The following is a 14,005-nucleotide window of genomic DNA, read 5'->3' on the forward strand; positions in this document are numbered from 1 at the left end:
CGACCCCGCACCCAGCCGATTTGGTTCGGCGGGAAAGGTAAGGGGAATTTCAGAGCGGTTTTTCACCATCCTGTTAAACCCCCACATTTTGGGTTTTCGACCATCCAGCGGAAGTTCGGCCGCGACCCTCCTCCATCGGTGGCAGCACTTTCAAAACCATAGAAGCCGCAACGATGAAATGGTTTTCTAGCCGAACCGATATAACCATTAAGCTCAGAAGGTAATGGCGATTTCTGCCATGGACGACTCCCACACTCGGTGAAAAAGGAAATCCGATAACGCAGCGAGGCTCCATGCACGACACCAACAAAACCTTCTGCGCATATCCGTTTTACCAAATCAATATCAAGTCGGACGGCAAGGCGAGCCTGTGTTGCAGTACGGCCCACAAAGCGACGCAAGGTAATCGAACACTTTCCCTGCACACGGTGCCTTTCGAGCAAATCTGGAATTCGGGATACATGCGCGACGTTCGCCGCCGGATGCTCGACGGCACGGAAATCGATGCATGCAAGGGCTGCTACGCAAAGGAAGACGACGGTGGTACCAGCCTACGCCAGATAGCCAATCGCGCCGCAATCGACATCATGGAGGTAGCCGACGACAGTGAACTGTTCGCCAGAGCGCGGACCATCGTCGAGACACAGCAGGCGGCCGCGCCGCCACCGTCCGGACTCCATCTATGGCTGGGGAACCTGTGCAATCTGAAATGCCGGATGTGCAGCCCGACATTCAGCTCGCAAATTGCCGCCGACGCCTTGCATTCCAACTGGAGAGGAGACCTGTCCCGTACCGAAGCATTACTGCCCCAATACCTCAAGGGTATTACCTATGCGGGATTCGGCCAACTCGAGGAAGAGAATCACCGGCAAACCCGTGCCATCGCGGCGGTCGAAGCAACGATCACCCTGCCGGGCATTTCCGAAGCGATCGCAGCGATCGAACTCGCCGGCATCAAGCGTTCGCGCTTCCCCTGCCGTCTCACGGTCGTGGTCAATGGAACACAACTCGCCAAAAAATGGCTCTCAGGCCGCCGTTGGCGACTCTCGATCCAGCCCGAGCCCGCGCTGTCCTGCCCTTCCGGAATGCAACTGTCGCTGCTGCTGACAGGCGCCCGAGGGCAGATCGACGTTAGCGACCTGACGCTGACCACGAAGGCCATCAGCAGCAAGCGGCCGCCACGCGAGATCGTCAGCCGCATCCCGGAGAATCCACACTGGTTCAAGAGCGAAGATGTCGTATTCGGAGAGGTTTTCGCTCATCCGGAACACCTCAGAAACATCGTTGTTTCCGGTGGCGAACCGCTGATCAACCCGACGCTGCCCCGCATTCTCGATCGCCTGGTGCGGGACGGGCACTCACAACACATTGCGCTGTACATCACCAGCAACGGGACCGTTTACTCTGCCGCCATGGCGGAGCAGTTGAAGCAATTCCAGAAGGTGGAGATTGGCTTCAGCCTCGATGGCATCGGCACGGTCCAGGAATACATCAGGCCTCCCGCAAAATGGGAGGCAATCAAGACGAATATTCTCGCTTTCCGTGAAGCCGGCGTACCGATCTCGGTCAGACCCACACTCCAGGCTTACAACGTGTTCGGTTTGCTTGATCTCGTGCGCATGTGTGAGCAGGAGGGGATTCCGTTCGTGCTGGACAACGTGCTGACGGAACCCCGTTACCTCAGTGTCGACCTGTTGCCCCAGACCGTGATCGACGAAGCACTCCGGGCCTGGACGGACTACCTGGACACGGAATGTACCGACGCCAATCGATGGCATGTGTCCACGGTGATCGCCAGTTTGCGGCGGCCGCGTCCCGCGCCGGCCGAGTCAGCGCTGCTCCGCGAGGAGTTCATTCGCTTCACGAACGATCTGGACGCATCCCGCGATGAAACCTTCGCTGAGGCCTGTCCGCGCCTCCATGCCAACCTGTTGACTGCCGGCTTCGAGTTCGCGGGCAAGTACCGCTTCTGGGGTCGCAAAACGTCGCTGGCTCGCCACTGGCTTCCCGGTAGCCTCAGGCAGGCCATACGACGCTGGAACGGTCAGCTAGGACTGCGACGGAGGACCAGTCTCCTCCGCCATCGCGTCTCGATCGGCGTATCGGGCTGGGCGCGGCTGCACTTCTGGTGAGAGGCCTGCGGAGCTTGATTGCCTCCCCACCGGGAATCACCACTCACCGCTCAGTTCGACCTCATAGAGCTCCGAGGGCCGATCCGGATCGTCCACGTCGACCACCAGGTAAAAGCGCCGCGAATCATTCGCCGGACACAGTCCTTCGACCTTGTGCGGGAACAGCTTTCCATCGGGATCGCGCAGTTCGATCCAGCGCGGGCCAGCCGCACCGGAAAGGATACCGACCGCGGAGCCCGTCACGACCCCGTCGCGGGTCACGTCGGGCGAGTCCTCGGCGCTGGCGGCGTACAGTAGACCAAACGGCGTCATGCTGGCATCGGTGAATCCTAGCCTGCCTCCATTCAGCAATCCGAGGTCGTATTGCCGGATATTCTCGAGAGCGGGCGCAAGGTTTCCGCCGCGGTCCGTCACACAGGCCCAGAACCCGGCCCAGTCCAGTTCAGCAACCGCGTTGACGGGTTGAAGACCGTCACGCGGGGCGCCGTTGCCCCGGTTGAACAGCCGCAGCCGGCCGTCTGCGTACAACGCGCCTTCGATGTTGAGTTCACTGCCGCTGAAGCGGGTTTCGGCCCGGAGCGCTGCATAGAAGCCGGGCACCTCCAGTGTCCGCATCTCGCCCGACTCCGCCAGCAGCACCAGCGTCTCCCGACGCGCGCTCGACCCCGACCCGAACGCCAGCAGCGCCTCGCCGCCTTCCCATGGCACCGTGGTACAGGCCTCCAGGTCCAGCTTGAAATGCTTGTTGCCACGCGCTTCGTCGAAGAGGCGCCGCCCGCCTTCACCCGCCGGCAGGGTCACCGGAGAAACTTCGCCGGTCGCGGGGTCGAGCAAGGCGATGAACAGGGCATCGTCCTGAATGATGGCAATGCGCTCCCCCAGACGAACGAGCCCGGACCCCGCCCGGACATGGGCTGGCCGGTCCAGTGAGCTGTCTGAGCCGGACGAATAGCGCAGCGGGGTTCCCTTGCCTAGTACGGCCTGCAACGATGGGTCGCGGCGGCTGGTGACGGTAGAGGACATTATCGAGATTCGGAAATCGGGTTGGTGAAGTGCGATCAGGCAGGCGGACACCGCAAGCCGGGCGGGCCTCGCGGGACAGAACGGCTAGGAATCGCTGGCGGCCCGCCGCGCGCCCCCTGGTCGGGCACTCGGGTCGCGAACCTGCATTATACCGGGCAGTGGATCGAGCCTTTCATGCGCCGTGTCGATCGCGGTGGCCTATTGCGGTCGAACCCGTCCCGCCGGGTTTCCAATCCTTCGCAACCTATGTAATCCTGAATGCGGGGCTGGGGATTGCCGTGAGTCACAAACCGCGAGACGTGAGGGCCGGGATGAAATACGCATATTGGGTGCTGCTGGCGCTGAGCAGTGGCCTTGCCGCTGTCCAGGCGATGGCGGCGGAAGTCGTCGTCAGAGCCGGCGGCACGACGTTCAGCCCGGAACACGTCGAAATCAACGTCGGCGACACCGTCAAATGGGAGTTGGTCAGCAGCCTCCATACATCGACCAGCGGCACCGATTGCCGCAGGGACGGCAAGTGGGATTCGTCGGGCACGACCTTCAGCCGCACCTTCACCGAGCCTGGCACCTATCCGTATTTCTGCTTCATCCATTGCTTTTCGGGGATGACGGGTACCGTGACCGTGAAACCAGCCGTCGTCGAAGATCCGCGGGTCGAGCAGGGGCTGGCGATTGCGCCGGTCCGGCTACGCTACTCGCCGCGCCAACGCGATGCGGTGGGGCTCGGTAGCTACATCGTCAATGCACAGGGGTCCTGCGCTGACTGCCACAGTTGCCCGACTTATGCAAAAGGCCACAACCCGTTCAAGGGCGAACCGAAGCAGTTCAGAGCACGCGGGTACCTGGCCGGCGGAGTCACTTTCGGTCCCTTCGTGTCACGCAACCTCACCAAGGACGAAAACGGTCTGCCGGCCGGCATGACCCTGGCGCAATTTCGAGCCACCATGCGGACCGGGAAGGACTTAAAGAACGTTCACCCCGACATCAGCCCGCTGCTGCAGGTCATGCCATGGCCGATGCTCGGGCAGATGACCAACGACGACCTCGACGCCGTCTATCAGTATCTGCGGGCCATTCCGGCGGCCATCGCAAACCCGGCCGCCTGCAGCGGACCGGGGGAGTAGGCGGAGGCAGGGGAGGACCCCGACGCGGCGCGCCCGGCCTACTCGGGATAGACCCGACGCCAATCGGTCTTCATGCTGACCAGCGTCCAGCCGCGTTTGGGCGCTTCATCCAGGCCGCGGTCGAGCCGGCCGAAAGCGCTGTGGCGGTCGTAGGCGAATTCGCGCGCGGCATCGTCGTGATGGACGATCAGGCCGAACCGTGCGCCCGGACCCGAGGTGACCCATTCGAGCATTTGGAAGTCGCCATCGGAGTTGCCGAACGCGGCGATCGGCCGCTTTCCGATGAAGGTATTGATGCCGACCGGCTTGCCGGCCTTGTCATCGATGAAGTCGACTTCCGGCAGCCGGACGATCACCGGTTTGCCGTCGCGCACCTCGTACTTCGTTTTCACACTGGAACCGAACACCTGCTCGGGTGGGATTCCGTAGCGCTCCTCGGCGAATACGCGCAGGAATTCGATGCCACCGCCGGACACGATATAGGTTTTGAAGCGGTGCGCACGCAGGTAGGCCAATAGTTCCAGCATCGGCTGGAACACGAGGTCCGTGTAGGGGCGCTGGAACTTCGGGTGTTTCGCGGTTGCGAGCCAATCCTTGACGATCACGGCGAACTCATCGCTCGTGTTCCCGACGTGGGTTGCGATGACCAGTTCCAGCAACCCCTTCTCGCCGGAGGCGCCCAAGGCCTTCATGTCACCCTCGAGCACGGCCTTGAACGGCTGCTTCTTCTTCCATTCGGGATGCGTGGCGGCCAGCAATTTCACGCGGTCGATGGCGAACAGCAACTGGAAGTAGGCGGGCTGCTCCGACCACAAGGTCCCGTCGTTGTCGAAGACCGCGATTCGGTCGGCGGGCGCGACGTAGTCTGGCCCGCCCTGCTGTGTGACGGTCTGCACAAAATTCAGGATGCGTGACTTCGCGGGGCCTTCGGTCCAGGATGGAAGCGGATCGGGGGCCGCGACGGCTGGGCCGGCGGTAGTCAGCATGGCCGCAATGACCAAGGTGATTAGTGTCTTCATGCTCGGATTCCCTATCAAGATTGCGGGGAGTGTAATGGGTTTGCACTGCAAACCCGCAAGGTGGGGCCCGGCCGCCTCAAAGGCCATGACCGGATCCGCTCGCGCACCAATCAACGCCCAGCTCGCCTGGCTTATCGTCACTAAGCAGGCATTGAGGGCTTTCCGATGGACCGGATTTCCCCTCACCGACGCGGGGCGTTCAGGTCGCTCTTCTTTCGCTTTTCCGTAAGGGGAATAACCTCTCTAACCGCGCGGTATAGGGAATTGGATCAGCCTTTTCACCCTCTATCCGTCACCGGCACGCGCGAAAGATATAGGTATCAGTCACTCGTGTTCTCGTCGACCAGTCTGTGTCGCCCGGAGTCCTGGAGTGCTTACCATCCGCCTGGCACCGGGTATCTGACCAGTGGTTACTCGGCGCCTGAACCCCCGTCTCCGAGATGTCGCAAGTCGTTGCGCGGTATTCTCGGCATGGCCCTTACTCGCGCGGGGACTGAAGTACATCAGGCGAGCACGCGAATCCCCCGAAAATCCCGTATTCTATGCCGTGGGCAGCAACGGCGGCGCGTATCCGTGATCGTGTTCCGGTACTGTGCCTGAACGAACCATTTTTGAGTCACGCAGCAAGGAGACAGTAGTGTGCGAAAAATAGCCACCCGCCTCATGTGGGCAATAATCCCAATTCTTTCGGGGTGCTCCACAGGCACCGTCCTGGATGAATACCTTCCGTCGGAACCTCCTACCGTGTCCGGTTTTCCAGGCGCAAAACCCCGCAACGTGCGGTCAGTGGTCGTATGGGGAAATGATGAACGGACCATCGACGCGGCTGCAGCCTGGGTAAAGGCACACGGTTTGTCCGTGATTCACCGCGACCGAATCCACGAAGCACTCGGGACCCAGGTCGCGACTGAAGACGCTTTCTTGATCAAGGAAGAAACGATCGTCCAAGCGGCCAATGCAGTGGGCGCCGACGCAGTCGTGTTCGCCGACCGGGCGGACGAGGCCCGCCCCCCGCTGGTCACGGTTAAGGGCGTTGACGCCCGCACCGGACGGCTGATCTGGACCGGCGATGCGCGCTACGAAACCTTCTTTGGACTGCCGAATACCGAAACCATGACCGTTTTGACCGACCAGGCACTGATGACCGCCTGGGGCCTGCAGCCCAAGGAGGACTAAGCCATGATCCGACGTAGCCTTGCCCTCCTCAGCGTCGCCGTAGGCGTCGCATCACTCAGCGGCTGTACGACATCCGGCCGCATGACCGACACACCCCGCACTGCAACCGAGCAGTTGATTCTGGATCAGTCGCTCGCACAGACCGTCGCTCACGCACGTATCAACATACCCGCCGGCCGATCGGTCGCTATCGAGACCTACGGCTTGAGTCCCGACACCGTGCCCGACAAAGCGTTCGTCCAGGCCGGCATCACGCGCTGGCTGGGAAAACAAGGCCTGCGGATCCCGGGAGACAAGAATGAACAGTACCTGCTGCGGGTGATGATTCATGCGTTCGGCACCAACAGCAACGAGTTCTTCTTCGGTATTCCGCCGGTGACCGGCTCCCTGTTCCCGATCTCGCTGCCGGAGATGGCATTTTATAAATCCAGCACGCAAAGCGCCTTCACACGCTTCACGATCGATATCTATGAACGTGCCTCGGGCAAGTACCTCGCCTCCACGCCGACGTACGAGGGCCACACCTACGTGCGCGGTGCCACGGCCTTTTTCTTCATCACTTTCGGCTCTTCGAACCTGAGCCCCGGGGTGCCGTAGGCCACCTCCCCCTGAGTCGAGGCGCCGCCGCGCCCCGTCCATCGCCCTGGCCCGGGTGCGTGCACCCGGGCCATGTGCTTATTCCGATTCCAGTCGTGAGTTGGCCGGAGCCGATTCGCGGATCATCCGCAGCGCGGCCTCAGGCTAGCGCTTTCAACAGGGTCAGCAGGATCTCCTTGACCGGAATCCGCAGCGCGACCACACCCAGCATCGGCAACGCGACCGGCACCACGAGCGCGAGCAGCGACTGCTTCCCCAGCGGCAGTGCTCGCATGTTCTGCGCTGCTTCGTACAGTGCAACCGTGTCGGCCACCGGGCCGAGTTCGGGCGCGGTCAGCACCGCATCATCCTCCACCGGCATCTTATCGATCCAGCGCCGGCGAACCAGGCGTCCATGCTCTCCGACAAGCGCACCATAGTCGAGCAGGGCCTGCTTCCGCGTGCGGGCCAGCGTGCCGACCCAGACCAGGTACGGGGAGGCGAACACCAGCAGCAGGACCAGGGCCAGCCCGATCATGCCGGACTGAAGGGCGTGCACATCCTTGCCGTGGTAAAGCACCTCGTGCGCCCATTTCGATGCGGGAACTATCGATATCGCCAATAGCACCAGGCTGAAAGCCATGGGAAACCGTTCCAGAAAACCCAGCCCTCCAGCACCGTCCGGATGCGTCGGCACGAGTTGCAGATCGAGCTTCGAAATCCGGTGGAACAAGGTGGTCAACAGGATGACGCGCCACAGCCAGGCGAGCAGCAGAACCAGGAAGATCGCGCGCGAGACGTGGAGGTACCACCAACCACCGAAACCCAATCCGTCAATGTCGGTCTCGGAGCCAGCCCACGCGAGTTCATGCGTATCGGTCAAAGTGAGCGGCAGGGTTTCCAGCGTGACGATCAGACCCAGGATTACGATCCATGGGTAAACCGTATCGCGCAGCCGCGCGACGCCGACCAGCAACTCCCGAAACGGGCGCACATCGGACGGCCGCACCAGTCCCGAGGTCTCGAAGTAGGGAATGAGCCCCGTCGTCAGTCGGTGGCTGGTGCCTTCCGCGAGTATGAACAACGGTATCGCGATCAGGCAGCGCGCGTTGACCCCGAAATGCTGCAACAGCGATTCCCCTGTTGCTTCGGGGCGAAAATGGCCGGTCCAGCAGGCCCACAGTGCCACCGGCAACCACGCGACAAGCGACCAGAAGATTGCCCGCCGGACCACACCGAGACCGTTTTCCGGCACGAGCCCCAGCTTGCGCTGCAAGCGAAACAGCAGGTCGTTGCGCACCAGCGAGAGTCCTGCCTCCGCGCCATCTCGAACGTATGCATCGTGCATGGTCTGGATCACCCGATTACCGAAAGAATAAAGAGTCGTGCCGTCTCGCCGGCAGAGTGCCGGCCCTTCCGCAGGGGCAGCCTATGCTAGACCGGAACCGTACCCTGACAGCGGCGGTCGCAGCCGAGCACCCGCGTGCATGGGGGGAGAGCACCGCGCGCGACAACCCAGCGGTCAGAGTGCGCCAAAACACCCAGTGCCTGAGTGAAAAGATCCCCCCGGTCCACCCATCGCCCGACTAATTTCCACATGATTCCTGGGTTTACCGGATGGCACCTGGCTTGCTTAATCGTCCTGTGTGCATCAAGTCACGAACTTTACCGCCAGGACACTTTGCCTGCTGGTGAATGCCAAAGAAGCAAAATGGCGCGATGGCGCGCCGAGGGGGGGGAATTCATGGAAGCTGCCAAGATCAAGGCCCTACATTCCGTAAACTACGGCGAGATCAATCACTTCTTTGCTTGCCACGAGCCGCCCTTCACTCTCGCCGACATTCGCGAATTCAATGCGATTTACCGCCGCGCCTATCCGGCACTGGCACCGCTCGAGCGCAAACGCAGTGAAGAATGGGTGGACTATCTGATCGATCACGTCGAGCGCCCCGAATGGGTCGGGAAGATTTACGGCGTGGTTTGACCCAAAAGAGCCCACCGCGCGACTCGCGCCTTTACAGACGTAATCACTGCACCCGCAGAGAGCGCCAGATCAGGATCGAGTCACTGGCCTGGCAACGGGTCCGATCCGTAAGCTTTCCGCCGACGACTCATTACCCGTCTACTCGGCTTGGGCTCAACTATTCATACACAAGGCATCCGCCCTCACCACCGAATCGCCCTGCTCGGTCCGGTCGATTGCGAACCGGACCGAGCAGGCGCTGGCTTAGTTGGGACGGGACTTGAGCAGGTCGCGGATTTCGGTCAGTAACTGCACGTCGGCCGGCGTTTCCGCAGGTGGCGGCTCAGGCTGGCTCTTGTTGGCGAGTTCGACCAGCTTGTTCATGGGCTTGATGATCACGAAGAACACCACCGCCGCGGTGATCAAAAAGCTGATGAGTGCGCCGATAATGATGCCGACATCCAGTTCGATCAGTTTGTTGACCACATGGGTCACATCCTGCCCGGCGGCATTCTTCTCGGTGACCTCGACCATCTTCTGCATGATCGGGATGGTCAGTTTCGGGCTGGGACCACCGCCGGCAAGGGCGATGACCGGCTCGACTATCCCTTTCGTGAATGCCGTGACGATGCCGGTGAAGGCCGCGCCGATAATGACGCCGGTGGATAAATCGACGACATTACCCTTCAAAATGAATTTCTTGAAATCCTCAAGCATCTGCTGTTCCCATGTGGTGTGTGACTCGTCTAGACAAGCGAACCAGGCGTGATTCTACAACACCCCATCGGTGACCCGTGACGGGAGAGCGCCTCTCGCTTCTCTGAAAAATCACCGAACCCTGACCGTAAAGCGAAGCACCTGAAGGGGTGCCACGCCCGTTTCCCAGGGCCGGCGATACTCGAAGCGCAGTTCGGCCGTGCCGGCGCGGGCGGCGACGAAGCGCCAGATCTCGAAGCCGCCGGCGCCGACGCGCTGGGAAGTTCCCGCGTCCGGTTCGTACGCCGCCGGTCCTGCGGCAGTCAGCACAGCCCCGGTCGGCCCGAACGAAGACCAGCGATACCCTGTCGTTGGATTGCCCGGGAGGCGGATCACCAACTCCTGTCCCTTCAACAGCGCCAGGTTGGTGCCGGACCGATCAGCACTGACGACCATGGGCTCCGGTGCGGGTGGGAGCGGCTTTATCGCGGCGCAAGCGCCGACGGCAACGAGGAAAATCAGCGGCGCCCAACACGGCGCTCTTTCGGGGCACATATGGACCTCCCGGTTCGGGGTCAGCGCAGATCGACGGCCACGAAGCGCGCGACGACGCGTCCCGAATCGTCGAGCAACTCGAGACCATCGCCACGGATCTTCCAGGCACGCACGGACTCCAGGGTGCGGAAGAAGGCCGTCTCCTGCTCCATGCCGTCGACGCAGGCCATCATCGTCGACGCCACCTGGCCGAACGCGATCGACGCGCCCTGCAGTGTGTACGAGCCCAGCAAGCGATTGCATCCGCCGGAACCGGCCAGACGCTGCTGCTCGGACTGCAGGATCAGGTGCGGTTCGCGTTGCTGCGGCAATACCTTGACCGGACCGCCGTTCAGTTCGGTCAGCTTCCAATAGGTGTTCGCCAGACTGCGGTCGGGCTTGTGGTCCTGGGTTAGGGAAACGCGCTCCATCATCAACTCGACTGTGCCACCGGACGTCGGCGTAAGCACCGGATACATGCGGGTAGTGGTAAACAACAAACGGCCCTCGTGAGTGACCCGGGCGCGCACGCTATAGCGATGACCCGCCTGCACGCGGGATTCGTCATACGGAATCTCGAAGTGGATGGGGACCTGTCCCGCCGGCTTCAGGTCGATACGGCCGATTCCGGTGGACGGCGCATCGGCTCTGGAGACATCTTCCACGACTGCGTCGAACGCCGCGTCCGTCGGCAGCGCGATGCGCTCGCGGTAGGTCGCGGTGCCGCTGATCGTTGCTGCCGCCACCCCACCAGCCGCCAGCAGGCCAATACACGCGACTAAAGAAAACAGGACTCTTCGCTTCATGAGGGGGGGATCCGAAAAGTCTGCATAACCCGCAGCACTTCAAGCATGGCGCAGCGTGCCTGCGCTCCGGTAGCTTGTCAACGACGACAGGGGGACACGCAGGTCTGCGCTGCCAGTGCGAGCAAGCCTGCGGACGGTTCGCCGGTCAACGGCAGCGTGGAGTCGCGCCCGTTTTCGCCAACTTGCACCAGACTGTAGGCGACGGAAGCGTCGGTACCGCCTTGGCGGCTTACCGTGCAACACATCAAGCTTCCGCCATTCCTATGAGAATCGATGGTGAATCCCATGAACACTCTTCCACGACCCCGCCCACAACGGCGGCGGATCAGCGCTGTCACCGCTTCACTGGCCATTGCGCTCGGCGCCATCGCAATGACCGGCTGCAGCACGACCAAAGAGGCACGGCATGTCACGCCGGCCGGATTTCTCGGCGACTACTCGGATATGCGCCGTGGGGTCGGTAATGAACCTTACCTGGTCTACGGCAACCCCAGAGCCGACTGCCGGCTCTACAGAAAGGCGATGATCGATCCCGTGACCTTGTGGGCTCGCGGCGATCAGTCATCGCTGCAGCAACTCGAGGAAAAGGATCGGGATATGCTGCGGACACTCGGCGCCGAGGCACTGCGCCAGACGGTCACCGATGCCGGAATGACGATCGTCGACAGCCCCGGCCCCGGCGTCATGCGCATCCGCGGCGCCTTCACCGAAGCCGAAAAGGCGAACGTCCTGCTGGAAGATATCAGTGCGGCCGCCCCCTACGTCAGCGGTGCAGCAACGGTGTACGCGGAAGGCAAAGGGCAGGCACTGTTCACCGGCGACGTCGCCTACGAACTCGAATACCTCGACTCGGTGACCGGCGAACGCCTGTCAGCGGCGGTCGACAAACGCGTCGGCTTGCTCGACATCCGCAATCTGGATGCCTGGGACAGCGTGCGGGCCGCGTTGAAGGTGTGGCGGGAACGCGGCACTCAGCGACTGATCAGCTGCCATGAAACGGGCTCGTTCACCACCCGGCCGCAGGAACAAACCCTGGACCAAAAGATCGAGAGCTATCGGCCGTGACAGACGTTCTCTGAACTCTGCGAAAGGCGTCGTCGCAATCAGGATGATTGATGCCCGCCGCCGATGCCCTGTCACCACCCCTCGGGCGAACGCGCAGGAGAAGGGCAGGCTGGATGCCGCGCCCCTCTCCACGCGAGCGGTTGGCCCGTCGCGTCAATGGCAGCTGAACGATGCGGCGACGTCGTCGCCGCCCGTGCCGGAACCCCGGACGGCGCGGCTCGACGCCTTCATCAGAGCGATGCGCAGCGCGCCAGTGAGGCTGGCGCCCAGGCCGATCTGTGCGGCGACAGCCGGCACCAGGATCAGCGACGCGAACGCGAGGCCGGTGCCGAGCAACAGCTTGCCGGATTCGCGGTTGGGAGCAGATGAGCGGAGCGGCGCAATAGCAGTGGCGGTCATTCAGGCTTTCCTCGGTCGTTTTAAGTTATGGGCCGCAGTCAGATTTGGCGACGACCGGATAGATCCAACAATCGTGCCCAAGCGTATCTCCCTTGTTCGATAAGGGGATGCTTACGTGGGCACCATCGAACACGTCCAAAACTGAGTCAAGCCCCATAGCCGGGTGTGGCAAATGCCACAGTTTTCGGAGACGAAAGGCGCCACCGCAGTCAGCCTGCGGCGGCGCAGGGGGTCGCGAATGACTGCCTGATTGCCCTACCATGCTGCCTTACGCATGATGGCGTAGCCCTGCAGCAGTAAAGGGGAACTCCGCATCGATGGTCGCAATCACGGTAGACAGGCTGACGAAGCGCTTCGGTACGGCGACGGTGCTGGCCGACATCAACCTGCGCATCGAACCCGGCGAGCTGTTTTTCCTGCTCGGCCCCAGCGGCTGCGGCAAGACCACACTGCTGCGCCACCTCGCCGGGTTCTATACCCCCGATGCCGGCACGATCCACTTCGACGACGAAGACGTTACGCATCTGCCCGCGCATCAGCGCGGCACCGGCATGATGTTCCAGAGCTACGCGCTGTGGCCCCATTTGACGGTTGCCGAGAACGTCGCCTTTGGCCTCGAAGAGCGCAAGTGTCCCAGACCGGAGATCGCCGCGCGGGTGGCCGAGGCGCTGGCCGCGGTGAAGCTCGAGGGCCTCGGCGAACGGCGGATCCAGCAGTTGTCCGGGGGACAGCAGCAGCGCGTCGCCTTGGCCCGGGCCCTGGTCATTAGACCGAAATGCCTGTTCCTGGACGAACCCCTGTCGAATCTGGACGCCAAGCTGCGCTTGGACATGCGCACCGAGATTCGCCGGATCTGCAAGGAATTCGGCCTGACCGGGATCTACGTGACGCATGACCAGGAAGAAGCCCTGTCGATGGCGGACCGGCTGGCCGTCATGGAAGCCGGGAGGCTGGTCCAGGTCGGCACACCCCTCGAGGTCTACCGCAATCCGGTCAACCGGATGGTCGCGGAGTTCATCGGCGAGACCAACATCCTGCCCGGGACAGTCATCGGTCCCGGCACCGAAGCCGCGCAGTTCGATGTCGACACCGCTGCCGGCCGTTTAGCCGCATGCTGCCACCTGGTCGGCTGGCGACCCGAACCCGGCGAGTCCGTGTTGCTGTCGCTGCGACCGGAAGCGCTGCGGCTCACCGACGACGGAGAGGCTTCGTCGGACCGCTTCAGCGGGTTCATCGACAACACGATCTACCTCGGTGCGACAGCGCAATACGAACTGCGTCTGAACGACCGGTTGGCGCTGAAGATCACGCAGATGAACCCGACAGCCCTGCTGGAACCGTCCGGAACGACCGTCACCGCGACCGTCCGTATCGACGATGTCGTCATGCTGCCGGGCTGACCCGCGATGAATACGACTGAACCGGCCACACCCGGTGCGCTTGCCGCGCGTCCAAGCCGGCACAAGGAGCTGCTGATCCTCGGCGCACTGCT

General features: G+C 62.4%; 14 protein-coding genes. 7 read left to right on the forward strand and 7 right to left on the reverse strand.

Annotated elements, in window-relative coordinates; all coding sequences use genetic code 11:
• Window positions 1-293 precede the first annotated feature (293 nt).
• Window positions 294-2,132 (forward strand): radical SAM protein, encoded by a 1,839-nt coding sequence (locus ACW73L_RS20370; RefSeq protein ID WP_498924401.1) that lies wholly within the window; start codon window positions 294-296, stop codon window positions 2,130-2,132.
• Between the two features lie 36 nt (window positions 2,133-2,168).
• On the opposite strand, the gene ACW73L_RS20375 is transcribed toward ACW73L_RS20370, so the two are convergent.
• Window positions 2,169-3,155 carry a DUF6929 family protein gene (locus ACW73L_RS20375; protein ID WP_498924402.1) on the reverse strand — a complete coding sequence of 329 codons (987 nt, stop codon included), beginning with the start codon at window positions 3,153-3,155 and terminating at the stop codon, window positions 2,169-2,171.
• Window positions 3,156-3,466: 311 nt separating this feature from the next.
• Between ACW73L_RS20375 and ACW73L_RS20380 the strand changes: the two genes are divergently transcribed.
• Window positions 3,467-4,279, forward strand: a complete 813-nt coding sequence (locus tag ACW73L_RS20380; protein WP_498924403.1) for a cupredoxin domain-containing protein — start codon at window positions 3,467-3,469, stop codon at window positions 4,277-4,279.
• Window positions 4,280-4,317: 38 nt separating this feature from the next.
• Here the strand turns inward: ACW73L_RS20380 and ACW73L_RS20385 are convergent, their stop codons facing one another.
• Window positions 4,318-5,298 (reverse strand): HAD family hydrolase, encoded by a 981-nt coding sequence (locus ACW73L_RS20385; RefSeq protein WP_498924404.1) that lies wholly within the window; start codon window positions 5,296-5,298, stop codon window positions 4,318-4,320.
• A gap of 921 nt (window positions 5,299-6,219) precedes the next feature.
• On the opposite strand from ACW73L_RS20385, the gene ACW73L_RS20390 reads away from it, so the two are divergent.
• Both ACW73L_RS20390 and ACW73L_RS20395 read left to right on the forward strand, forming a co-directional pair.
• Entirely contained in the window at window positions 6,220-6,474 is a 255-nt protein-coding gene (locus tag ACW73L_RS20390; RefSeq protein ID WP_498924405.1) for a hypothetical protein, read from the forward strand.
• 3 nt (window positions 6,475-6,477) lie between these two features.
• Window positions 6,478-7,071 (forward strand): hypothetical protein, encoded by a 594-nt coding sequence (locus tag ACW73L_RS20395; protein ID WP_139559310.1) that lies wholly within the window; start codon window positions 6,478-6,480, stop codon window positions 7,069-7,071.
• A gap of 139 nt (window positions 7,072-7,210) precedes the next feature.
• Here the strand turns inward: ACW73L_RS20395 and ACW73L_RS20400 are convergent, their stop codons facing one another.
• Complete coding sequence (locus ACW73L_RS20400) at window positions 7,211-8,398, reverse strand: hypothetical protein (RefSeq protein ID WP_498924406.1); 1,188 nt, start codon at window positions 8,396-8,398, stop codon at window positions 7,211-7,213.
• Window positions 8,399-8,794: 396 nt separating this feature from the next.
• Between ACW73L_RS20400 and ACW73L_RS20405 the strand changes: the two genes are divergently transcribed.
• Window positions 8,795-9,034 (forward strand): hypothetical protein, encoded by a 240-nt coding sequence (locus tag ACW73L_RS20405; RefSeq protein WP_498924407.1) that lies wholly within the window; start codon window positions 8,795-8,797, stop codon window positions 9,032-9,034.
• A 243-nt stretch (window positions 9,035-9,277) separates the two neighbouring features.
• On the opposite strand, the gene mscL is transcribed toward ACW73L_RS20405, so the two are convergent.
• The 3 genes from mscL to ACW73L_RS20420 form a co-directional block, all read right to left on the reverse strand.
• Entirely contained in the window at window positions 9,278-9,730 is a 453-nt protein-coding gene (mscL, locus tag ACW73L_RS20410; RefSeq protein ID WP_498924408.1) for a large conductance mechanosensitive channel protein MscL, read from the reverse strand.
• A gap of 111 nt (window positions 9,731-9,841) precedes the next feature.
• Window positions 9,842-10,165: a protease inhibitor I42 family protein gene (locus tag ACW73L_RS20415; protein ID WP_498924409.1), complete on the reverse strand. Its 324-nt coding sequence runs from the start codon at window positions 10,163-10,165 to the stop codon at window positions 9,842-9,844.
• Between the two features lie 119 nt (window positions 10,166-10,284).
• Window positions 10,285-11,049 carry an META domain-containing protein gene (locus ACW73L_RS20420; protein ID WP_498924410.1) on the reverse strand — a complete coding sequence of 255 codons (765 nt, stop codon included), beginning with the start codon at window positions 11,047-11,049 and terminating at the stop codon, window positions 10,285-10,287.
• A gap of 285 nt (window positions 11,050-11,334) precedes the next feature.
• On the opposite strand from ACW73L_RS20420, the gene ACW73L_RS20425 reads away from it, so the two are divergent.
• Window positions 11,335-12,114, forward strand: coding sequence for a DUF3313 domain-containing protein (locus ACW73L_RS20425; RefSeq protein ID WP_498924411.1), 780 nt, complete (start codon window positions 11,335-11,337; stop codon window positions 12,112-12,114).
• Between the two features lie 153 nt (window positions 12,115-12,267).
• On the opposite strand, the gene ACW73L_RS20430 is transcribed toward ACW73L_RS20425, so the two are convergent.
• The gene (locus tag ACW73L_RS20430) at window positions 12,268-12,513 is read right to left on the reverse strand and encodes a hypothetical protein (protein ID WP_129883273.1); all 246 of its coding nucleotides are present in this window, start codon (window positions 12,511-12,513) and stop codon (window positions 12,268-12,270) included.
• A gap of 317 nt (window positions 12,514-12,830) precedes the next feature.
• Here ACW73L_RS20430 and ACW73L_RS20435 point away from each other — a divergent pair, with 317 nt between their 5' ends.
• A complete protein-coding gene (locus tag ACW73L_RS20435) occupies window positions 12,831-13,913 on the forward strand; it encodes an ABC transporter ATP-binding protein (protein WP_498924412.1) in 1,083 nt (360 codons plus the stop codon).
• The last annotated feature ends 92 nt before the right edge of the window (window positions 13,914-14,005 follow it).

It is taken from the genome of Methylolobus aquaticus, from assembly GCF_054172105.1.